Genomic DNA, 23,205 nt, shown 5'->3' on the forward strand with positions numbered 1-23,205 from the left:
CAGACTAAGAAATGACCCGGCGCGAAAAAAGCGCAAAAACAGGTTGGAAGCGCGGCGTGTTTACGCCGCGAAACAGCGGAAATTCAACGGCAAAAAATACTCCGTTACCACCCAGGCGCGAGCCTAACGTGCTGCGGTCATCGGGTCGGGCTGGCACAGGGTATGCGTACCCGGCTGCAGATACGGCGAAAGGATCGGTGCCATGCCCTTGAGCACCTGCACCGGCAGCGCCGAGGTGAACTTGAAGTTCTCCGCCGAACGCCCGGGGACGAACGCGGTAAGCGTGCCGAAGTGGTTGTTGCCGATGTAGAACACGAAGGTCGCGGTGCGGTTGATCGACTTGGAACTGAGGATCCGCCCGCCGGAGCCGATGGCTTCGATGCGGTTGTCGCCGGTGCCGGTCTTGCCACCCATCACCAACGGCGTGCCGTCGGCGGTCTTGAAACTGCCGGAAACGCGTTTCGCCGTGCCCGAGTCCACCACTTGCGAAAGGGCTTCGCGCATCGCCGTCGCGACCTCTGACGGCATCACCCGTTTACCGACATGCGGGTCGTTGGTCAGGCGCGTTTCATAGGGTGTACCGGCGGCAAAGTGCAGGCTGTCGATGCGCAGGGTCGGCATGCGCACGCCGTCGTTGAGGATGGTGCCGATCAGCTCGGCCAGCGCGGCAGGGCGATCGCCGGAGCTGCCAATGGCGGTGGCCAGCGACGGCACCAGATGGTCGAACGGATAGCCGACTTTCTGCCAGCGCTGGTGAATCTCGAGGAACGCTTCGATTTCGAGCATGGTGCGGATGCGGCTGTCACGGGCGCCCTTGTGCTTGCTCTTGAACAGCCAGCTGTAGACTTCCTGACGCTCGAACTGGCTGGCCTTGACGACCTGGCTGAAGGTGGCATCCGGGTTGTGCAGCAGGTAGCCCATCAACCACAGGTCCAGCGGGTGCACCTTGGCGATGAAGCCCTGATCCGGCAGATCGTAGGTGCCCGGGCCGTAGGCGTCGTACAGCCGGATCAGACGATCGTCGGTGAGTTTTTCGGTGAGCTTGGCGCCTTTGAGGTGCGCGCGCACGAAGCTGTTGAAGTCTTCCTGACTGGCATTGGGCAGCAGGTAACGATGCACGGCGGCCATGCGGATCGGCGTCGGGCGCATGCTGTCGAGGAAGGTGTCGAGGCGCGCCTGGGTGTCCTTGTTCTTGTACTTCTTCCAGAACTTGAGCAGGAACGAGGTGCCTTCGCGGTCAGCGAAACTGGCCAGGTATTCCTGCCGCCGCGGATCGCGGTCGTCCTTGAGCAATTCGGCGCTGCTGTTGGGGCCGGAGTAGGTGACGTAGCGCACCACATCGCGCATCAGGCGAATGAACGGCAGGTTGATCGATTCGCGCAGGGCGTCGCGCAAGGTCGGCAGGCGGCCGTTGTCTTCCTTGCGAAAGTTATGGAACACATGCAGGCCGCCACCGGTGAAAAACGCCTCGCCGGGGCTGGCGGAGTATTTGCGGTCGAGCGCGGCACCGAGCATTTTCGACAGGTCGTGATCCTTGTTCTGGATCAGGTAATCGATCACCCACTGGCTGAGACGATCTTGATCCGGCACCTCGACTTTCTTCAGTTCCGGCACGCTCATGGCGCCGTACTTGTCGTGCAGTTCGGAGATGATCTGCAAGTAAGTGGTGAGCACGCGCATTTTCGCCGTCGAGCCGAGCTCCAGTTTGCTGCCCTCGTTAATGTCGAACGGCTGATCGGTGCTGTCAGTCTGCACGCGTACCCGCGAGCCGTCCGGGGTCAGTTCGAACAGGGTGAAGCTGTAGCGCACCTGGGTGGTGCTGGTGGGGGTGAGCAGGCGTTCGCCAATCAGACCGATCTGCCCGGCGAACGCGGGATCGGCGAGTTTTTTCAGGTAGTCGGTGGCCTGGGTTTGCAGATCGCCCTGCAAGGTGCTGGTGGCTGACAGGTCGAGCCGATCGAGGTCGTACAGCGGGCGATTGAGCATCGTCGCCAGACGGCTGCGGGCAACGCTGATGCCCTTGTTGGTTTCGATCGGCTGGAGGGTCGGCTGGGTCTGCCAGTCGCGGTAAGTGACCTTGCTCGCCAGTGCGGCATCGGCCAGCGCGCTGTCGATCACGCCGTTCTGCCTGAGCAGGCGCAAGTGGCTGTCGGTGAGGTCGGCGAGTTCTTCACGGCCCTTGGTCAGGTAATGCGAAGGACGGCGCTGGGCGATCATCAGCGAGAGCATTTCGCGCAGGGCCAGGCCTTTGTCGGCCATGGTTTTCGGGTCGGTGGCCGGGCTGTTCAGCTGTGCATTGGCCTGGTTGAAATCGCTGCCGTACCAGACCCGCAAACCTTCGGCCATGCCATGGACTTCACCATGCCCCGGCACGGCGGAGAGGGGCACGCTGTTGAGATAATCGCGGATGATGTTCTGCCGCGCGCCGAGGGTTTGCGGCCCGGGTTGATAGGCGCGCACGCTGGCGGAAATCATCTGACGGATCTTCTCCGCACCGGACACCGTCAGGCCATCGGGCGAGTGCCGGTACTTCTCCAGTTGCGTCGCCAAAGTGCTGCCGCCCGCCGATTGCCCCGGCAGGTGCAGCAGCTTCGCCACCTGCGACCAGGCGGCCATGCCGAAGCGCGGCCAGTCCACCGCCGGGTTGGCCAGCGGTTGTTTGGGGTCGAGCAGAAAGCGGTTTTCGATGAACAGCAAACTGCTGACCACCACCGGCGGAATGGCTGCAAAACTCGAATACAGCTGCTGCGGGTACTTGTACTGATACAACGGCGCGGCGCGGCAATCGGTGATCGACAATCCGGCCTGGATCTTTTCCGAATAGGGCACGAACAGGCCTTTGTCGGTGTAGCTCAGCAGCGCCGGAGAAAACCGCGTCTGCTCGGTGATCACGTAGTCGCGCTTGAGCAGACGCGGCAAAAATTCATCGAGAGAGCTGTAACCCAGACGCAGATCGAACGGCCCATTGCCCGGATAGCGGATCGCTTCGCTGGGGCCCGGTTCCAGCTGATATTTGAGCGAGGCGGCGTACTGGCTCAGCTCCCGGGACTGAAAACGCGAGGTGCGCATCTCCTTGCTCGCGGCCAGACCCACGACGATGGCAATAATCAGCAGCAATAACCAGAACGCCTTCCAGCCATGCCGGTTGCGGCGTTTTTTGGGGGGGACAGGCGCTTCATCCACACGTTCAGTCGGAACCACGGCTTTACTCGAATCGGTTTGCCACAAAGCACCCATAGTCGATTGATCCATTCACGCAGATTGATCGGACTTGACTGAAGCTTAGACGGTGGTTGGTGATGGGGAAAAAAATGTGCGGGGAAGTCATCTGAATAAAACTGAAGTCGGTGGCTGTTTTGAGTGGAGGTTATCTGTGGTGAGGGGATAAATCCCCTCACCACATTCAAATCTCCAAACACAGATAAATCCCCTTACCTCGGATAAATCACCATGATCGGGCTTCGGTAACGGACCTAGAGCCAGCAGGCGTCCCAAAGCGGGTAATCGCCAATCCGCTCCACCAATCCTGCTCGTAGCGGATTGGCAATGATGTAACGGGCGAACGGTTTCAAGTCTTCGCCGTCACGAATCGCCCGGTCGTGGAAACCGGTTTGCCACAATCGGCCGCGACGACCGGTTTTCCTGTTAACGGTTTGGGTGCAACGCGCCTTAACCGCGCCAACAACAGCGCCCAGACTGCCGCTGCTCAACTGCATCAGCCAGTGAAAGTGATCAGGCATGATCACCCACGCAATGGATTCTATTAAGCCTTGTTCATGGGCATGGCGAAACTCTGCAACCAATAAACGGCCTGTGCGCCAGTCGGAAAATATCGGCTGGCGGTCATACACAACTGAAGTGACGAAATAGGCTCGGCCTGTTTCGGAATGTCGACCTAAACGAAGACGGTAGGTATTTGGTTTGACTGGCATGTTCGCTCCCTGCGTTCAGTAATCAAGGTCTGAAGGCTAGCGGCGGATTGCTCTTGGGAGATCTGTAAATGCCGTAGGAGTTTTCGTTTTTCAGGTGGGGGTGGGAAAATTGAAGTCACCTGTGGCGAGGGGATTTATCCCCGATGGGTCGCGAAGCGGCCCTTTCCTGGGGTGACCAGATTTTGAATAGCTTGGGCCTGCTGCGCAGGCCCTCGGGGATGAATCCCCTCACCACAAGGGCATGACGGTGCACCAACGCTGTGCAATACTCGCTGGCCTTTTTAGTGGGGAAAAATCCTACGGAGTCCAGGTAATGCCTCTCCGTAAACCGGCGGAATGCCGAGATTTCCCGCTGAATGTTGTTGCTTATAGAGTGAAAAGCCCTGTCACAAGCTTTTTATACTGCACGCCCCGCTGATCTTGCAGGTCGGGACCTGCGAGACGCGTTTGCCCACGAGGCCGGCGCGGTTTCGGGAAGTTCAGGCCTATCGGTCGACGCTTCGCCACTCGGCGGTCATATCCAATAACAAGACGAGGTTGTATCCCTATGCCAGTCGGCAATCACCTGCCCCATGGCGAGACCGCTCACGGCGGCTCGCTCAAACGCGAACTCGGTGAACGGCATATCCGCCTGATGGCGCTCGGCGCCTGTATCGGTGTCGGCCTGTTCCTGGGTTCGGCCAAAGCCATTGAAATGGCCGGTCCGGCGATCATGCTCTCCTACATTCTCGGCGGCCTGGCGATCCTGGTGATCATGCGCGCCCTCGGCGAGATGGCCGTGCACAACCCGGTGGCCGGTTCGTTCAGCCGCTATGCCCAGGACTACCTCGGCCCGCTGGCGGGCTTTCTCACCGGCTGGAACTACTGGTTCCTGTGGCTAGTGACTTGCGTCGCGGAAATCACCGCCGTCGCCGTGTACATGGGCATCTGGTTCCCCGATGTACCGCGCTGGATCTGGGCCCTGGCGGCGCTGGTCAGCATGGGCTCGATCAACCTGATCGCGGTAAAGGCCTTCGGTGAATTCGAGTTCTGGTTCGCCCTGATCAAGATCGTCACCATCATCGCCATGGTCATCGGCGGCGTCGGCATCATTGCCTTCGGGTTCGGCAACGACGGCGTGGCGCTGGGGATTTCCAACCTGTGGGTTCACGGCGGCTTCATGCCCAACGGTGTGACCGGGGTGCTGATGTCCCTGCAAATGGTCATGTTCGCCTACCTCGGTGTCGAGATGATCGGCCTGACCGCCGGTGAAGCGAAGAACCCGCAGAAGACCATTCCCGATGCGATCGGCTCGGTGTTCTGGCGCATTCTGCTGTTCTACGTGGGCGCACTGTTCGTGATCCTGTCGATCTACCCGTGGAACGAAATCGGCACTCAAGGCAGCCCGTTCGTGATGACCTTCGAACGTCTGGGCATCAAGACCGCCGCCGGGATCATCAACTTCGTGGTGATCACGGCGGCACTGTCGTCATGCAACGGCGGTATCTTCAGCACCGGGCGCATGCTCTACAGCCTGGCGCAGAACGGCCAGGCCCCCGCCGGATTCGCCAAGACCTCCAACGGCGTGCCACGCCGGGCGTTGCTGCTGTCGATTTTCGCCTTGTTGATCGGTGTGCTGCTCAACTACCTGGTGCCGGAGAAAGTCTTCGTCTGGGTGACGTCGATTGCCACCTTCGGCGCGATCTGGACCTGGGTCATGATCCTGCTGGCGCAACTGAAATTCCGCAAAGGTTTGAGCGCCAGCGAACGTGCCGGCCTGAAATACAAGATGTGGCTGTACCCGGTCAGTTCTTACTTCGCGCTGGCGTTCCTGGTGCTGGTGGTCGGCCTGATGGCGTACTTCCCGGACACCCGCGTGGCGCTGTATGTCGGGCCGGCGTTCCTGGTGTTACTGACGGTGTTGTTCTACGTGTTCAAGTTGCAACCGAGCGGTGAAACGCAGGGCGCGGTGCGTTCGGCCACTTGATGTAGTCGATAGCAAAAGCAAAAGATCGCAGCCTGCGGCAGCTCCTACAGGGTTGATACATTTCCTGTGTAGGAGCTGCCGCAGGCTGCGATCTTTTGCCGTGTTACCGCCGGTCTGAAAGAGCGATACAAAGCGGCCGATCAGGCTCAAACCTGTATCTCTTTGCAATCCCGCGCGGCAGTAACCGAGGCGCAGACATGAGGGCGAGCGCATTTCTCGAGCGAGAGCTCAGTCAGCGGCAAGTCGCGCTGTTCTTCCTGCTTGCCACTGCGTTGTACGCCCTGCCGCTGATCCTCGCCGACTTCCCCTACATTGACGACAACTGGCGCACGCTGGCCGCCGCGAATGCCTGGGCCGGGCAGGGCCGATTGTTTGCCGACTGGTTTTATCAGGCACTGACGTTCACCGGGGCGGCACCGAACATCTATCCGTTACCCCTGTTGCTCGCGGTCGTGGCGATGAGTCTGGCGCTGGCTCGGCTGACCGTTCACTACTTTGTCGAACCGACGCTGGCCTGTTGCCTGGTCGCGTTGCCGCTCTGCTACAACCCGTTTCTGCTGCAGAACCTGTCCTATCAATACGACGGCCCGATCATGGCCTTGAGCATGGTCGCGGTGATTTACGCCATCACGTTCGACGCTTCATCGCGGGTACAGCGCTGGCTGGTACCGGCGGCGTTGCTGGCGCTGGCGATCGGGCTGTATCAGATCAGCCTCAATGTGTTTCTCGGTCTGTGTGGTGTCGAGTTGATCAGGGCTGTTCAGCGGCAAACGCAGTGGCCGCAGATCCTGCGGATACTGGGCTGGAAGCTCGCACAAGCGGGCCTCGGCATCCTGATCTATAGCATCACGGCTTATCCGTTCATGGAGACGTTGCGAAGAACGGATCTGTTGAACCTGGACACCCACCCGCTGTTGCAGATCGGCATCAATTTCTCTCGGGTGCTGCAGAATGTTGCGCTGCTGTTTCACGGCGGCTACTCGTGGGTTTTCGCTGCACTGGTGTTGTGTGCATTCGCGGGCTGTCTGCGTCTGGTTCGGGGCCGCCAACGCCGTTGGCCAAGCCTGCTGCTGTGTTTGCTCACGCTGCCCGTTCTGGTCTTGCTGGTGCCCGGAATCACCCTGCTGTTTCGGGATTTCAATGAAGGCGCGCGGACCCTGATGGGGTTCGGCGTGTTACTGCTGGGGCTGTTCTATCTGGCGCACGTTGCGCTGGCGTCCGGGCACCGCCGCTTGCCCTTGCTGCTGATCATCCCGCTGCTGGCGACACTCTCGCTGTCCTTCGCCTATGGCCGGGTGCTGAGCCTGCAGAAAACCTTTGCCAACAGCGCGCTGTACAGCCTGAGCCACGACATCGCCGCCCATCGTGAACTACGTGAAGCGAAACGGATTTACCTCTCGGTCAGCTACTCCGATCGCTGGCTGGCCAGTACGGCCGGTTCATTCGAACAGCTGCCGGTGTTGCACTATCTGCTCAACGTCGACTACTTCATCCTCGCGGAAAATCTGCCGTCGGCGGGCATCACCAACGTGGTCGCCGAACGCGAAAGGCGCAACGCCACCCACGTTGGTTATCAGGGTTTTCCTGCGTTGGTGGACAGCCTGTATTACCGGATTTACCTGATTGGCGATTACGGTTTCATCGTCATGAAGGAACCGCCTCACGGCAGGTTGCTGCAGTGGTAACCCTGACCGTCCGTCGCAATCCACCCCGCACCTGTAATTTCTGACAGTAGACCACTCAAGCGCCTTGCCCTAGCTTCGAAAGTCAGCCGGACCAAGCCATGGCAAGGAACCGTAATGAAAGGATTTCCTGCGCTGACAGTGATTGGTATCGCCGATGCACTTATCCACTGGCAGATTTTTTTCGTCCTGTGCAGCGCCATCGGGTTGACCCAGGCAGCCAGTAACTTCGCCGCATTCTGCGTGGCGGCGGCGTTCTCGTTTTACGTGAACCTGCTTTACACCTTTGACAGCAAAACCTCGGTATTGGGCTATTTGCTGTTTATGGGGCTGATGGCGGGAGCGAGCTTCGGTATAGGCGCGATTGCCGATACGCATGGCTGGCATGGATTGCTGACGGTGACGGTGTTTAGCGTGCTGAACCTGACGTTGGGGTACTGCTTTTTCCGGTATGTGCTGTTTCGTGGACAACGGACATGAAACCTTGGGTAGCCGCACCTTTTTTCAAGGACGCGAATGTTTCAGTGCGGGCCGATCAGCTGGCTCTGGCGGCAGTTCTGATTATTGCGCTGTTCGTGCGGTTCTACTCCATTACAGTCCCCGTAATCTGGTATGACGAGGCCTACAGCCTGCTGCTGGCTCGAGAAACGCCGGCGCGCATCTGGGCGTTGACCGAACTGGATGTGCATCCGCCGCTGTATTACGTGTTGCTGCATTACTGGGGCATGGCCTGGGGCGATTCTGCCGGGGCGGCACGGGGCTTGAGCGTGTTGGCGGACGTTGGCAGCGTGTTACTCGGCATCCAGTTGATGCGTCTGGTGGCCACGCGGCGGGCGACCTGGATGGCGGCACTGTTGCTGGCGCTGCTGCCCGTTTCGGTGCGCTACAGCCAGGAAGTGCGGATGTACACCCTGCTCGGATTCTGGCTGATGGCCGCGACCGTGGCGCTGGTCTGCTGGGCGCGGACACCCGGGCAAAAACGCTGGCCGTGCCTGTACGTGTTGCTGATGAGCGCGGCGTTTTACACGCATTATTTCGCCGCGGGCTGCGTGCTGGTGCACTGGCTGTTCTGGTGGCGGGCGCGAGCGGATCACGCCGCGAGCCTTTCACCCCGCGCGTGGTGCCTGGCCAACGCGGCGATTGTGCTGTTGTTTGTGCCGTGGCTGCCGAATCTGCTTGAACAATTGTCCGCCGGTGTCGCGGCGTGGATCGAGCCTGTGACCGTGCAGGCTGCACTGGGGCTGCCCTGGCAATTCATGTTGATGGAGCCGCGCGTGGCACCCGCGTCGTGGTGGCGGCTGGCGCCTTTGCTGCTGATCGTGCTCTGCGCAGTGCTGATCGTGGCGCAAGGCACCGGCGAGCGGCGTTACCGGCCGTTGCTGCTCGGCTATTTTTTTGTTCCGACGATCTCGCTGTTTGTCCTGGCGCTGTTCATGCCGCTGTTTCTTACGCGCTATCTGGTGTTCGCGGCCCCCGGCATCCCCCTGCTTATCGCCGTGGCACTGGACTCGTTGGCACGCCGATACCCGCGCCCGGCCATGGCGCTGTTCGTGCTGGTGGTCGTCGGACAATGCTACGGCCTGGCGATGGTCTATCGCCAGACCGATGGCATGAATGGCACCGAGATGCGCCGGGACTACCGGTTGGATGGGCTGGCCAGCCAGATCGAACGCGAGGCCCAGCCCGGCGATGACATCGTCCTCGACTCGCTGATTTCGTACTTGCCGTTTCTCTACTACAACACCAGCGCCATTGAGCCGCGGTTTCATGTGCGCACGGCGTTCCCGGCGTTCCTCGCCTCCTCGGTTCGCGGTGGCTACGCGCTGATCCCGCTCGCCAGGCGCTGGATCTATTTCCATGACCCGGCGCTGGTGCAATGCCGCCAGCACCGAGTCTGGTGGATACCGCTGGAATCGCCCGATCACTTCCGCACCCTGTTCAGCGGCGATTGGCAAACGCGGCAGACGTTGTGGAGCGGCTCGGCGGCGGCCTACCTGTTCAGCGTCAACACCGCGTCAGTCGCGACCGGTGGCCTTAAGCCGCGGCCACCTCCTGCGGCTCGAAACTGTCAGCCCGGGCCATCTGCCACATCCGCGAGTAGAACTCGCCATTGACCTCGCCCGTGAGCAACTCACCTGGCTTGAGGAACACATGCAGCTGCGAGAACAGCTTGATCTCGGTCGCCGACATGCGCCGCACCAGGTGCTTGGCCGACAGTTGCGACGGATGTTCCAGCCCTGCAGCGGCAAGCATTTCCGCCAGTGCCTTGAGCGTGTTGCGGTGGAAGTTGTAGACCCGCTGGGCCTTGTCCGGGACGACGAGGGCGCGCTGGCGCAGGGCGTCTTGCGTAGCAACGCCGGTCGGGCATTTGTTGGTGTGGCAGCTTTGCGACTGGATGCAGCCGATGGCGAACATGAAGCCGCGCGCGGAGTTGGCCCAGTCGGCGCCGATGGCCAGCACGCTGGCGATGTCGAACGCGCTGACGATCTTGCCGCTGGCGCCGAGCTTGATCTTGTCGCGCAGGTTCAGGCCGACCAGCGTGTTATGCACAAACAGCAGGCCTTCGCGCATCGGCACGCCGATGTGGTCGGTGAACTCCACCGGTGCGGCGCCGGTGCCGCCTTCCTTGCCGTCGACCACGATGAAGTCCGGCAGGATGCCGGTTTCCAGCATGGCTTTGGCGATACCCATGAACTCCCACGGATGCCCGAGGCAGAACTTGAAACCCACCGGTTTGCCGCCGGACAGCTCACGCAGTTGCTGGATGAACTGCATCATTTCGATCGGCGTGGAAAACGCGCTGTGGCGAGACGGCGAGATGCAGTCTTCGCCCATCAGGATGCCGCGGGTGTCGGCGATTTCCTGGGTAACTTTGTGCTTGGGCAGGATCCCGCCGTGGCCGGGTTTGGCGCCCTGGCTCATCTTGATTTCGATCATTCGCACCTGCGGATTCTGCGCCTGGGCGGCAAAGCGTTCCGGGTCGAAACGGCCATCGCTGGTACGGCAGCCGAAATAACCGCTGCCCAATTCCCAGGTCAGGTCGCCGCCGTGTTCGCGGTGATACGGGCTGATGCTGCCTTCGCCGGTGTCGTGGGCGAAGTTGCCGAGTTTGGCGCCCTGGTTCAACGCGCGGATGGCGTTGGCGCTGAGCGAACCGAAGCTCATGGCCGAAATGTTGAACACCGAGGCCGAATACGGCTGCGTGCATTGCGGGCCGCCGACGGTGACGCGGAAACTGCTCGGGTCGCTCAATGGCGCCGGGCGCATCGAGTGGCCGATGAATTCGAAGCCCGATTGATAGACGTCGATCAGCGTGCCGAAGGGTTTGTCGGCGGTTTCGTTCTTCGCCCGCGAATAGACCAGCGAGCGCTGGGCGCGGGAGAAGGGCAGGGCGTCGCTGTCGGATTCAAGCAGGTACTGACGGATCTCCGGGCGGATGCCTTCGACCAGATAGCGGATGTTGCCCAGGATCGGGTAGTTGCGGCGCACCGCGTGCGGGCTCTGCAGCAGGTCGAACAGACCGAGCAGGCTCAGCACGCCGGTGACGGCGGTGATCGGCCACAGCCAGTCGTGTTCGAGAAAGGGCAGGCTGGCGAGGGTGAAGATCACGCAGACGGCAAAGAAGGCGTAGCGGCTCAGGAGTGACAGGCTCATACGGTTTCCTTGGTTCGGACTCAATGGTTTGCAAACCTGTGGCAGCAGGCGGGCCTGTTGATGAGATTTATTGTGGTGAGGGGATTTATCCCCGATGGGTGGCGAAGCCGCCCCAAAACCATTCACTGCGGTTTAACTGAAAGACCGCATGCATAGACTTGGGGCTGCTGCGCAGCCCATCGGGGATGAATCCCCTCACCACAGCAAATCAACTCCCACAGGTAAGCATTTCCACGCGTTATCAGGCGTTCTGCGCCTGGAGAAAAATCGAAAACAGCTCGGACTGGGATTTGATCCCCAGCTTGCTGTACATGTGTTTCTTATGGACTTTCACGGTTTCTACGGAGATTTCCAGCTTACGGGCGATTTCTTTACTGGAGCAACCGCTGAGCATCAGACGCCCGACATCCAGTTCCCGGGCAGTCAGTTGCGCACCCTTGAGTTGCTGCACCGACGCTTCCAGTTGCACCCGCCAGTCGGCCGGTGCAGGCGCGGCAGCGAGGGCCACGGTTTCGTTGATTTCGTACGGCAGGCGCTGGCGCAACAGACCCAGCACCCACGGCTGGATCAATGACAGCAAAGCAATCTGTTCGCCAGTGAAACGTTGTTCACTGCCCAGCGACAGGCACAAGGTGCGCTCGCCTTCGAGCTGACAATTGAACTGGATTTCGTCGGCGACCACATTCAGACGAAAGTATCGCTGGTAATACTCGGTCAGCTCGAAATGCTCCGGTGCCACCTCCGACAGGCGATACAGCCCGGTGCGTGACTGCTCGCGGCAGGCGATGTAGAACGGATCGAGCAAATACAACCCGCGCAGATAATCCTGAAACAACGGGTCAGGGCTGCCGTCCTCAGCGGGGCATTCGGCGAACACTTGCGGGTGCTGATCGGCGCTGAACAGCAACACCACCCAGCTATCGAACGCCACGTACTGGTCGAGCAGACGCACCAGTTGTGCCCAGAAATTCGGCTTGTCCAGCGCATCGATCAACTGCCCGACGGCGCGGTGCCAAGTGATGTCATCAAACGAAACGGTCATGAATCTACCCCTATCGGGTTACCCCGGCCGCGTGATTCCCTGCCGGTTGCTTGCTGCGCATACTGGCCCACAGACAGCCACCGGGCAATCTTTCAGCGCCCGGCCCTGACCACAAGGACTCGCAATGAAAGTCGAACTCGCCCAACTGGCGGGCCGTGACAATGGCACCGCATACAACCTCGAACGCGCCCTCGCGGCGATTGCCGCGTGCGGTGCCGACACGCAACTGATCGTATTCCCGGAAACCCACTTGATGGGCTTCCCGACGGCCGACACCGTGGCACAGATCGCCGAGCCGCTGGATGGCCCGACCGTCCGCGCGGTGCTGGCCGCTGCCCGCGAGCGCAACATCGCCGTGGTGATCGGCATGGCCGAGAACGACAACGGTCGCTTCTACAACACCACGCTGCTGATCACCCCCGAAGGCATCGCCCTCAAATACCGCAAGACCCACCTTTGGGCGTCGGATCGCGGCGTGTTCGAGGCCGGCGACCGCTACGCCACCTGCGAGTGGAACGGTGTGCGCGTCGGCCTGCTGATCTGCTACGACATCGAGTTCCCGGAGTCCGCCCGCGCGTTGGCGCAACTGGGCGCCGAGTTGCTGATCGTGACCAACGGCAACATGGACCCGTACGCCCCGACTCACCGCACCGCGATCATGGCCCGTGCTCAGGAAAACCAGGCGTTTGCGCTGATGGTCAATCGCGTTGAGGCCGGGGATGACGGCTTGATGTTTGCCGGCGGCAGTGCGCTGGTCGATCCGCTGGGGACGTTGCTGTTCGAGGCGGGGCGCGAGGAAGGGACGTTCAGCGTCGAGCTGGATTTCGACCGGTTGCAGGTCGCGCGCCAGGATTACCGCTATCTGGATGATCAGCGGTTGAAGCTGCCGGGGGAGGTGGTAGAGCACGCGTGCGGATTGCGTGAGTTGCTGATTCCTGCGCGCTGAAGATCAAAAGATCGCAGCCTTCGGCAGCTCCTACACCATTGCACTGCGTACTCCTGTAGGAGCTGCCGAAGGCTGCGATCTTTTATCGATTCATCTGACTCACCCAAAAAAACAAAGCCACACCCGAAACATTCGCCGAACTCGGCTCTGCCATAAATCCAATAACATTCGGAGTAAGTCGCCCATGGCTCGTTTGCAACGCACCCTGTCATTAGGGTCGGTGGTGCTGTTCGGCATCGCCTACATGACGCCGATCATTGTCCTCGGCACCTTTGGCATCCTCGCGCAATCCACCGCCGGCATGGTCCCGGCCGCGTACCTGGCAGCACTGGTGGCGATGTTCTTCACCGCCATGAGTTACGGGCGCATGGCCGCCGCGTTCCCGGTTGCCGGTTCCGCCTACAGCTACGTGCGCAAAGCGATCAGCCCCAGGCTCGGCTTCATCGCCGGTTGGGCGGTGTTGCTCGATTACCTGTTTCTGCCGATGGCGATCTGGCTGATCGGCGCGGCGTACCTTGCTTCGGCATTCCCGTCGATCCCGCAGTGGATCTGGGTACTGGCGTTCATCGGCATCACCAGCGCGATCAACATCGTTGGCCTGAAGCTGGCCAATGGCATCAACGCCTTGCTGATGCTGGTGCAATTTCTGGTGCTGATCGCCTTCGTCGCGCTGTGTGTGCACTACGTCGGCGGTGATGCGCGCACGCCGTTGTGGTCGATCAAACCGTTCTTCAACGGTGACATGCAAATGCCGCTGATCATGAGCGGCGCGGCGATTGCCTGTTATTCGTTTCTCGGCTTCGACGCGGTCAGTACGCTGACCGAAGAAACCCGCGACCCACGCCGCACCATTCCACAGGCGATCATGTTGATCACCTTGATCGGCGGGCTGATCTTCGTCGGCGTGTCGTACTTCGTGCAGATCGCCCACCCGTCATTCCAGTTCGACAGCGTCGACTCGGCGGCCTATGAAATCGCACGCAACATCGGCGGCGACCTGTTCGTCTCGATCTTCCTCATCGGCCTGATCGTCGGCCAGTTCGCTTCGGGGCTGTCGGCCCAGGCCAGCGGTTCGCGCTTGCTGTTTGCCATGGGGCGCGATGGCGTGTTGCCCAAGTCGTTTTTCGGCACCTTGCATGCGCGCTTCGGCACGCCGGTCAACAGCATCCTGCTGTGTGCGGCTGTGGCGTTGCTGGCACTGAAACTCGATGTGACCACCTCAACCTCGTTCATCAACTTCGGTGCGTTCCTGGCGTTCAGCCTGGTCAACCTGTCGGTGATTTTTCATTACTGGATCGGTGGCGAGAAAAAAGGCCCGCGTGAGCTGGTGCTGTTTCTGGTCTTCCCGTTCATCGGGCTGCTGGCGGACGTGTGGCTGATGGTCAGCCTTGATCACCTGGCGGTGTATCTGGGCTTGAGCTGGCTGGCGATTGGCGTGGTGTATCTGGCGGTGCTCACTGGCGGCTTTCGGCGGCAGCCGCCGGAGATGGATTTTCAGGAAGCGACCTGAGGCGCCTCAGGCCGCGGGCCGGCTCTGACGCATCGGCAACTCGACGCGGAAGGTCGTGCCCACCCCCGGTTCGCTGCGGACCGAAATGTCGCCACCGTGTTTTTTGACAATGCCGTAGGACAGGGACAGGCCCAGCCCGGTGCCCTGGCCGACCGGTTTGGTGGTGAAAAACGGATCGAAGATTTTCTGCAGGATGTCCGGCGCAATCCCGGCGCCGGTGTCCGCGACTTCCACCCAGGCCGTGTCTTGCTGCTGCCCGGTGCGCAAGGTGATGGTGCCGCGCTCGGGGCCCATGGCCTGAGCCGCGTTGACCACCAGGTTCATGATCACCTGATTGATTTGTGACGGCAGGCACTCGATGTCCGGCAGCGGCTGATATTCCTTGATCAGGTCAGCCTTGTACTTGAGTTCGCTGGCGACAATGTTCAGGGTCGATTCGATGCCTTGCTGCAGATTCGCCCACTGCCATTGCTGATGGGTATCGACCCGGGAGAAATCTTTCAGATCCTTGACGATCTGTCCGACCCGGCCAATGCCTTCCTTGGATTCGCGGATCAGTACCGGAATGTCTTCGAGCAGAAAATCCAGATCGGCGTCTTTGCGCAGTTGCTCAAGCCGGGCCACGGATTCGCTGTCTGGCGTGGCGCCCAGCGTTTGCCAGGCATCGAGTACGCTGAGCAACTGATTGAAGTAGCCGTCAAGGGTGCCGAGGTTGGAGGAGATGAAACCGATCGGGTTGTTGATTTCATGGGCCACGCCAGCCGCCATTTGCCCCAGTGAAGCGAGCTTTTCCGACTGCACCAGCTGACTTTCCAGTTGCTTGCGTTCATCGATTTCGCGCTGCAGAGCTTCGCTGGCCTGCTTGAACTGGGCGGTGCGCTGATCGACCAGATGTTCCAGGTGATGCATCTGCAAGGAGGCGCGTTCGGTCATCTGCCATTTGGTCAGCAGGGTGTTGGCCATTTGTTGCACTTCAATGTTGTCGAACGGCTTTTTCAGAATCAGTAATCGGTCATGCGCCTGCAGCCGGTCGAGCAGTTCATCCCAGGAGTAATCCGAGTAGGCCGTACAGACCACCACCTGCAACAGCGGATCCTGTTGCCAAAGGTGTTCGATGGTTTTCGCGCCGTCCCAGCCGTCGGGCATGCGCATGTCGACGAAAGCCAGTGCGTAGGGACGTTGTTCGTGCAAGGCCTGCATCAGTTTGCCCAGGCCTTCCTCGCCGCCGTAGGCCGAGTCCAGCTCGAACGGCGGACGTTCGGCGCGCACCTGTGCACCAAACAATGCCGCCTCCATCTCGTCCAGTTCCACTGACTGCGCCGCCGGTGGCGCGAGAATCTTGCGGAAGTCTTCATGAATCGACGGCATGTCGTCGATCAGCAGAATACGGCGGTTCGACAGCTCGCTCATGCGTTCTCCGTGACGCTGATCAGGGGAATCTGCAAGGTGAACAGCGCACCCTTGCCCGGTCCGTCGCTGTGCGCGGTGAGGTGCCCGTTCATCTCGATGGCCGCCAGGGCGCAGCTGTGCAGACCGAAGCCGTGGCCTTCCTTGCGGGTGGTGAAACCGTGGGCAAAGATCCGCGTCATGTTTTCCGGCGCAATCCCTTCGCCATCGTCCTTGACGCTGATTTCGAGGAAGCTGTCATCGACGATTTTTACCGCCAGCGTCATGGTGCGAGGGCGGTTGCTGAGGTCGGACATGGCGTATTTGGCGTTGCTGATGAGGTTGATCAGGATCAGCAGCAAACGGTGTTTATCGCCCATCACCTGCGGCACCTCGGCGTACTCCCTGACCACCGTGACGTGGTGTCGGGTCAGCGCTCCGGCGTTCATGCGCAAGGCGTCTTCGAGCAATTCATTGATGAACAGCGGTTCAGTCATGCTGTTGGCGCCGGCATAGGACTGCTGGGTGGCGACGATGTCCTTGATGTGATCGACGCTTTTGTTCATCTGGTTCAGTTCGTCGACCATTTCCTGCTGTTCCTGGGCAATCGCACCCACCAGCTGGTTGAGGTAACCGGGGAGCAATCTGCCCTTGGGGTCTTCACACAGAAAAGCGCCGAGGTCATGCGGGTGTTCGTTGATCAGCTGCATGGCCTTGCCCAGGCCCTGGGTCTTGCTGTTGCGCAGCTTGCGCGTGATCAGGTCGCTGGAGATGTTCACGCTGTTGAGCACGTTGCCGACGTTGTGCAGCACGTTGGTGGCGATTTCCGCCATGCCGGCCTGACGCGCCGCGTCGAGCAGTTCGCTCTGGGCGTCCCTGAGTTCGCGGGTGCGTTCCTCGACCCGTTGCTCCAGGGCATCGTTGGCCGTTTGCAGGGCCGTGTTGACCCGATTGATCTCGGCGAAACTGCCGATCAGGCGGATCGCCAGCCACACCAGCGAGAGCATCAGCAACACCGAAAACAGCAGCAGGTAGAAGTGGTATTGGCGGTCGACCCGGTCGGCGCGCTGTTGATCGCGATCGAGCAGAGTGGTGAGGGTATCCAGGCGCTCGGCCACGGGAATGTTTTCGATGCTTTCGAGCAACTGATTGACCAGCGGCTGCTCGCGCGCGATCAGGCTGATGTGGTTGCTCATGATTTTGATCGGGGTTTCAAACGCAGGCGGCAGCCGTTGCGCATTGACCTTCAGTTTGTTCAGGCCGACCTCGATGTCGGCGGCCCTGTCGTCGGAAGTGACCTGGGCGAACTCCAGGGCACTGAGCAGCAGGTCGTAAGTGTCGGTGGTGATGTTTTGCAGCTGTAATTTATCCAGGTCCGACAGGTTGGCGAGTTGCTCCTGAATGTCGTCTTCGGCGGTGGGCAAAAAGGCCAGGGAATTGCGCAACAGAGCGTTGTGCGATTTGAACTGTTCGACCAGGCGGATCTTCTCCTGCATCGCCTGCAGAAAACCCTCGTGGGCGTCGTTCCATTGCGCCGAGTCGTTGCGACCATGCCCGGCCTCGATCGCGTCGAAGCGCGCCCAGAGCCGGTTCATCTCGGTCATGGGTGACACCAGCGGATCGTAATTGTGGGTGAGCGCCACTCGCGCCTTGAGGATCTCGTTTTCCCACAGCGAATTCTGCTGTTTGATCTGCCGGATCAGATCCCGCGACTCGGTATAGGTCATGGTCTGGTCGGAGCTGGACTTGAAGTACAGAAACAGCAGAATCGACGCCAGCACCAGAGCGACCAGCGTGAGCAACAGCAGACTGCGCCGACGGGAGATGTTGATCATGGCTTGCCTTCCCTTTGGCCGGTCAGGGTCTCGAGAAATAGAATGATCAGCCGTTTGTCCTCTTCGGTCGGCGTGCGTCCCAACTGATACTGGAACATCACATCCACCGCCTTTTCGAGGGTGTCCGCCGAACCGTCGTGAAAGTAGGGCGCCGTCAGCGCGACGTTGCGCAGGCTCGGCACTTTGAAAAATTCACGATCCGCTTCGTCCCGGGTCACGTTGAAGCGGCCCTGATCAGCCACGGTCGGGTTGCCGCGATCGGCAATGTAATCGCCAAACACGCCAAACTTCTGGAACATGTTGCCGCCGATGTTCACCCCTTGATGGCAGGCGATGCAGCCGTATTCCTTGAAGCGCTGGTAACCGTACTTTTCCTCGAGGGTGAGGATGTCGGTGTTGCCCAGCAGGTATTGATCGAAGCGCGAACCGGGCGTCAGCAAAGTACGTTCGAAACTGGCCAGCGCCTGCTGGACATTGGCCTGGGTCACGCCGTCCGGGTAGGTGGCGGCAAAATCGCGACGGTAGTCGGGGTCGTTCGAGATCCGCTCGATTACCGTGCGCCAGTCGCTGCCCATTTCATGGGGACTGGTGATGACGACGTTGCTTTGTTCCTCCAGCGTTTCGACACGGCCATCCCAGAACTGGCGGAAATTGAGGGCGGCGTTGAACACGGTCGGCGTGTTGACCGCCACCGGTTTACCGTCGAAGCCCAGCGACAGGGCGCGGGTGTCGGCACCGTTCTTGTCCAGTTGGTGGCAGCTGGCACAGGACAGCGTGTTGTTGATCGATAACCGTGGTTCATGGAACAGGCGCCGACCCAGTTCCACGCGGCGGACGTCCTGCTGCGGCACCGCGGGCAACGGTTTGAGCGGCTCGTCCAGCGGCTCGGCACCGGCCCCGGCGCAGAGCCCGCACAGCAGCAACATGATGGCGTGGTGGAAAAGACTCATCGGCAATCGTCTCCCTGACTCAGGACCGTTTTCAGCGTGTTGATCAAATCGTCCACGGCATGGGTTCGCTGCCGGCCAGCAAGCGTGCAAACGCGTCTGCCGGCAGGGCCTTGCTGAAAAAGTAGCCCTGGCCTTCCTCGCAGTGATGCGCCTTGAGAAAGGCCAGTTGTTCGGCGGTTTCAATACCCTCGGCAATGACGTTCAGCCCCAGACTCTTGCCCAGATGGATGATGGCGCTCACCAGTGCGGCATCGTTGGGGTCGTTGCACAGGTTGCGAATGAACGACTGGTCGATCTTCAGCACATCGATGGGAAACCGCCGCAGGTAACTCAGGCTGGAATAGCCGGTGCCGAAGTCATCGATGGCCAGGCGCGTGCCCAGCGTTGTCAGGCGCTTGAGCGCGGTCATCGTCGCCTCGACGTTTTGCATCAGCACGCCTTCGGTGATTTCCAGCTCCAGGCAGTCCGGGGCCAGGCCCGTCTGCTCAAGCACGCGCTCGATGCCGGCGACGAAGTCACGCTGGCGAAAATCGATCGGCGAAGTGTTGACCGACATGCGGATCGGCGGCAGTCCGGCGACTTGCCAGTCGCGGGTCTGACGGCAGGCCTCAGCCAGCACCCATTTGCTCAGCGGCACGATCAGACCGCTGTCCTCGGCCACCGGGATGAAGTCCGACGGATAGACCCAGCCGTGTCCCGGTTTCTGCCAGCGTATCAGCGCTTCGGCACCGACCACTGTGGCCGTGCGCAGGTCGATTTTCGGTTGGTAGTGCAAGACGAATTCGTGCTCATGCAGCGCGCGGCGGATGCCTGATTCGATGCTGTGCTGTTCCCGGGCGTGCTGGTTCATGGCTTCGATGAAGAAGCCAATGCTGTCAGGGCCGTGCTCCTTGACGTTGCGCATCGCCGTCTCGGCTTTCTTGATCAACTCGATGGCTTCGAGGCCATCTTCGGGATAGACGCTGATGCCAACGCTGGCGGTGACGCTGACGTCATGCCCGGCAATCGCTTGTGGCAGGCGAATGGCGGCCAGGAGTTTTTCCGCGAGGCCGTGGGTTTGCTGGGGATGGTTGATGTCGCCAAGGATCACCACGAACTCGTCCGAGCCATAACGAAACACCGAGTCGGAATCACGTACGCAGGACAACAATTGCCGGGCGACCCGTTTGAGCATCTCGTCGCCCGCCGGATGGCCCAGTGCATTGTTGATGCGCTTGAAGCGATCCAGACCGAGGAACATCACCACCAGTTGCTTGTCATGGCGCCGGCATACGGCGATGGCCTGGCTCAGGCGATCGCCCAGCAGGGTGCTGTTGGGCAGCTCCGTGAGGCTGTCGTATTGCAGCAGATGCGAGACTTTGAGCAATTCGTGCACCCGCGCCTCGATGGTCTGCTCAAGGCTGAGCATTTTCAGGGCCGCGTCCTGCGCCAACTGCCACTTCCAGGTCAAGGCGTTGGCCATCTGGCGGATTTCCAGGCTGTCGAACGGTTTTTTCAGGATCAGCAACTGGTCGCCGAACTCCAGCCGTTCGGCCATCGCCTCCCAGCTGTAGTCGCTGTACGCGGTGCACAAGGCAATCTGCAGGTTCGGATCGACCCGCCATAATTGTTCGATGGTCTCCAGGCCATCCCAGCCGGGCGGCATGCGCATGTCGATGAAGGCGAGGGCATACGGGTTGCCGCTGACCAGCGATTGTTTGACCAGAGCCAGAGCTTCCTGGCCCTGATAAGCGGAATCGAGCTGGAAGCTCAGGTGCGGCGTCTGCTGGGTGCCGAACAGCGTCTGTTCCAGTTGATTCAGATCGACGGCGTCCTGAACCTGTGGGGCAAGGATCTTGCGAAAGTCGTCGTGAATCGCCGGCGTGTCGTCGATGATCAGGATGCGCCGGTTGGTCTGGGGGAACGGCGTTTTCATCACTCGTCCTCCTTCGGTGCCGGGTGAGCACTGTCCTTGAGCAATCGCCCGGCCTGTTCGGCGCTGACCGCCGCGCTGAAATACAGCCCGCGCGCGCTGGGCAGCGGGGCTGCGGCAGGTGGCGCGCACGGCTGATCCGGCGACGGCTGGCATTCAGCGATGATGCCGATGTCCAGGTCCCGGGCGAAGTTGACGATGGCGCGCAAGGCGTTGGCGCCGGCCACATCGTGAGCGGCATTGTCGATGACGCTCTGGGCCAGTTTGAGCTGATTGACCCGGTAGGTTTTCAGGTAATCGAACGAGGAATATTCGGTGCCGAAATCATCGATGGCGATGGTCACGCCCAGTTCACGCAGGCGCGGCAACGCGTCGTTGTGCGTCCACTTGGTCTGGGCCAGCGTGGCCTCGGTGACATCGAAGCGCAGGTCCCAGGGGGCGAGCTCCCAGCGGGCGGTGGTGCGCAGCACGGTGTAGATCAGTTCCGGGCCGCTTTTGAGTTGCGCCAGGGAAATCTTGATCGCCATCACGGGCGGCGCCACCCCTTGATTACGCCACAGATGCATCTGATGGCAGGCGTGATCCAGCACCCAGCGTCCGAGCGGAATGATTGCGCCGGTTTTCTCCGCGATCGGCACAAAGTCCGCTGCCGGCAGCAGGCCGCGCCGGGGATGCTGCCAGAGGACTTGTGCCTCCATACCCAGAATCCTGCCGCTGTGCAGATCAACTTCCGGTGCGTAATGCAGCCGCAGTTGATTGCCTTCAAGGGCGGTCATCAATTCGCTGACCAGGGTCATGCGCTCGGCCACTTCCCGAGAGATGTCCTCGGAGTGGAAGTGATACTGGTTGCGGCCCATTTCCTTGGCGCGGTACAGCGCCATGTCGGCCTGCCCGAGCAGGCTGTCGGCGTCGAGACTGAGCTCGCTGTAACTGCTGATGCCAATGCTCACCGAAATGTGCAGTGCATTGCCGGCCAGGTTATACGGCGCCAGCAACGCGTCGCGGATGTTGGCGGCCATCGCCGCCGACTGGGTCGGGTCACTGACGTCCAGTTGCAGGATCGCGAATTCATCGCCACCCAGACGCGCCACCACGTCGCTTTCGCGGACACCGGACTTGATGCGCCGGGCGACCTCCTGCAGCAGCAGATCGCCAACCGGGTGGCCCAGCGTGTCATTGATCCGCTTGAAGTGGTCCAGATCCAGGTAAAACACCGCAAACGGCATTGCGCCGCGTCGCGCAGCGGCAAACGCCTGGTGCAGGCGTTCGATCAGTGTGGCGCGATTGGCCAGGCCCGTCAGGCCATCGGAGCGGGCGAGCAAGGCCAGTTTGTCCTCGGCCTGGCGACGTTCAGTGATGTCGAGGATGATGCCTTCGACTTCCAGCAGACGGCCGTCCTGATCGCGTACCGGGATGTAGCGGTTCTCCACCCAGCGCCAAGTGCCCTGGCCGGTGCGCATGCGGAATTCGATGGACGCGCCCGACGCATGCCGATCCAGTACCCGGGCCATTGCCGCGTCGACGCTGGCCTGATCGTCCGGGTGAATCAGGACCTTCGCCCAGTCGGGCGAACCCACCAGGTCGGCGGCGACATGGCCGTAGCGGGTGATGTTGTGGGAGATGTACATCAACGCGAACGAGGGCTCACCACGCAAGCGGTAAAGGATGGTCGGGCTGTTCTGCACGATCACGTTGGCGTCCGACAGCTCCCGGGTCCGCTCCTGCACCGCGTGCTCCAGCAGGCTCATTTTCAGCTCGGCGTCTTCGGTCATTTGCCATTTGACCGTGAGGGCGCTGGCCATCTGCCGAATCTCGATTGCGTCGAAAGGCTTTTTCAGAATCAGGAGCCGGTCGTTCAGTGCCAGGCGTTGGTCGATGTCTTCCCAGGAGTAGTCGGAATAAGCCGTGCACAGTGCGACTTGCAGTTTGGGGTCGACTTGCCACAGCCGTTCGATGGTCTCCAGGCCATCCCAGCCTGGCGGCATGCGCATGTCGATGAAGGCCATGGCGTAGGGGCGGTTTTCAGCCAGCGCGGCTTCGAGTTTTTCCAGGGCTTCGTGGCCCTGAAAGGCCGAATCCAGCTCGAAGTGTGGGGTGTGCCGGACAGACGGGGTGCCGAACAACAGGTTCTCGGTTTCGCCCAGGCCATCGTCGCCGGGAACGACGGGGCTGAGAATCTTGGCAAAGTCGTCATGGATCGCCGGACTGTCGTCGACAATGAGCACGCGGCGATTGATCGGCGCGGTGGGCGGGTTCATGCCGCGCCCTCCTCGGGAAGGCGTGTTGTGATCATCCGGGGCATCCTTTTCCCTCGCCATTGCCTGTTTTGTAAGCCGATGGAGTTCTTTGCCGTGTACAGCATAGTCGGCCCCTCGGTACTGCGCTGGCGA

General features: G+C 60.9%; 15 protein-coding genes. 6 read left to right on the plus strand and 9 right to left on the minus strand.

Features of this window, described 5'->3' with window-relative positions; all coding sequences use genetic code 11:
- Nucleotides 1-123 precede the first annotated feature (123 nt).
- Both ACM6HV_RS17255 and ACM6HV_RS17260 read right to left on the minus strand, forming a co-directional pair.
- Nucleotides 124-3,237 carry a transglycosylase domain-containing protein gene (locus ACM6HV_RS17255; RefSeq protein ID WP_414904840.1) on the minus strand — a complete coding sequence of 1,038 codons (3,114 nt, stop codon included), beginning with the start codon at nt 3,235-3,237 and terminating at the stop codon, nt 124-126.
- 236 nt (nt 3,238-3,473) lie between these two features.
- Complete coding sequence (locus ACM6HV_RS17260) at nt 3,474-3,932, minus strand: REP-associated tyrosine transposase (protein ID WP_222018484.1); 459 nt, start codon at nt 3,930-3,932, stop codon at nt 3,474-3,476.
- A gap of 547 nt (nt 3,933-4,479) precedes the next feature.
- Between ACM6HV_RS17260 and ACM6HV_RS17265 the strand changes: the two genes are divergently transcribed.
- From ACM6HV_RS17265 to ACM6HV_RS17280, 4 genes are all read left to right on the plus strand, one after another.
- Entirely contained in the window at nt 4,480-5,898 is a 1,419-nt protein-coding gene (locus tag ACM6HV_RS17265; RefSeq protein ID WP_414904841.1) for an amino acid permease, read from the plus strand.
- A 197-nt stretch (nt 5,899-6,095) separates the two neighbouring features.
- A complete protein-coding gene (locus ACM6HV_RS17270) occupies nt 6,096-7,583 on the plus strand; it encodes a glucosyltransferase domain-containing protein (protein ID WP_414904842.1) in 1,488 nt (495 codons plus the stop codon).
- 114 nt (nt 7,584-7,697) lie between these two features.
- A complete protein-coding gene (locus tag ACM6HV_RS17275; RefSeq protein WP_145594729.1) occupies nt 7,698-8,060 on the plus strand; it encodes a GtrA family protein in 363 nt (120 codons plus the stop codon).
- Nucleotides 8,057-9,694, plus strand: a complete 1,638-nt coding sequence (locus ACM6HV_RS17280; RefSeq protein WP_414904843.1) for a glycosyltransferase family 39 protein — start codon at nt 8,057-8,059, stop codon at nt 9,692-9,694. Before ACM6HV_RS17275 ends, ACM6HV_RS17280 begins: the two co-directional genes overlap by 4 nt.
- Here ACM6HV_RS17280 and ACM6HV_RS17285 read toward each other — a convergent pair.
- On the minus strand, nt 9,615-11,234 hold the full coding sequence (locus ACM6HV_RS17285) for an FMN-binding glutamate synthase family protein (RefSeq protein ID WP_145594724.1): 1,620 nt from the start codon (nt 11,232-11,234) through the stop codon (nt 9,615-9,617). The genes ACM6HV_RS17280 and ACM6HV_RS17285 overlap by 80 nt on opposite strands.
- Before the next feature lie 241 nt (nt 11,235-11,475).
- Nucleotides 11,476-12,276 carry a helix-turn-helix transcriptional regulator gene (locus tag ACM6HV_RS17290; protein WP_041068300.1) on the minus strand — a complete coding sequence of 267 codons (801 nt, stop codon included), beginning with the start codon at nt 12,274-12,276 and terminating at the stop codon, nt 11,476-11,478.
- A gap of 124 nt (nt 12,277-12,400) precedes the next feature.
- On the opposite strand from ACM6HV_RS17290, the gene ACM6HV_RS17295 reads away from it, so the two are divergent.
- Nucleotides 12,401-13,222 (plus strand): carbon-nitrogen hydrolase family protein, encoded by an 822-nt coding sequence (locus tag ACM6HV_RS17295; protein WP_145594723.1) that lies wholly within the window; start codon nt 12,401-12,403, stop codon nt 13,220-13,222.
- Between the two features lie 184 nt (nt 13,223-13,406).
- A complete protein-coding gene (locus ACM6HV_RS17300) occupies nt 13,407-14,732 on the plus strand; it encodes an APC family permease (RefSeq protein WP_414904844.1) in 1,326 nt (441 codons plus the stop codon).
- Nucleotides 14,733-14,738: 6 nt separating this feature from the next.
- Here ACM6HV_RS17300 and ACM6HV_RS17305 read toward each other — a convergent pair whose 3' ends face one another.
- From ACM6HV_RS17305 to ACM6HV_RS17325, 5 genes are read right to left on the minus strand one after another with little or no spacing between them, the layout of a single operon-like run.
- Entirely contained in the window at nt 14,739-16,142 is a 1,404-nt protein-coding gene (locus ACM6HV_RS17305; protein ID WP_095668402.1) for an ATP-binding protein, read from the minus strand.
- The gene (locus tag ACM6HV_RS17310; protein WP_414904845.1) at nt 16,139-17,953 is read right to left on the minus strand and encodes a DAHL domain-containing protein; all 1,815 of its coding nucleotides are present in this window, start codon (nt 17,951-17,953) and stop codon (nt 16,139-16,141) included. The genes ACM6HV_RS17305 and ACM6HV_RS17310 overlap by 4 nt, the downstream gene beginning before the upstream one ends.
- Nucleotides 17,950-18,903, minus strand: coding sequence for a cytochrome-c peroxidase (locus tag ACM6HV_RS17315; RefSeq protein ID WP_414904846.1), 954 nt, complete (start codon nt 18,901-18,903; stop codon nt 17,950-17,952). The genes ACM6HV_RS17310 and ACM6HV_RS17315 overlap by 4 nt, the downstream gene beginning before the upstream one ends.
- 43 nt (nt 18,904-18,946) lie before the next feature.
- Complete coding sequence (locus ACM6HV_RS17320; RefSeq protein WP_145594716.1) at nt 18,947-20,818, minus strand: EAL domain-containing protein; 1,872 nt, start codon at nt 20,816-20,818, stop codon at nt 18,947-18,949.
- A complete protein-coding gene (locus tag ACM6HV_RS17325; protein ID WP_414904847.1) occupies nt 20,818-23,073 on the minus strand; it encodes an EAL domain-containing protein in 2,256 nt (751 codons plus the stop codon). The genes ACM6HV_RS17320 and ACM6HV_RS17325 overlap by 1 nt, the downstream gene beginning before the upstream one ends.
- Between the last annotated feature and the right edge of the window lie 132 nt (nt 23,074-23,205).

The sequence above is a fragment of the Pseudomonas sp. IT-P260 genome (assembly GCF_949768395.1).
In the GTDB taxonomy this organism is placed as follows: domain Bacteria; phylum Pseudomonadota; class Gammaproteobacteria; order Pseudomonadales; family Pseudomonadaceae; genus Aquipseudomonas; species Aquipseudomonas parakoreensis.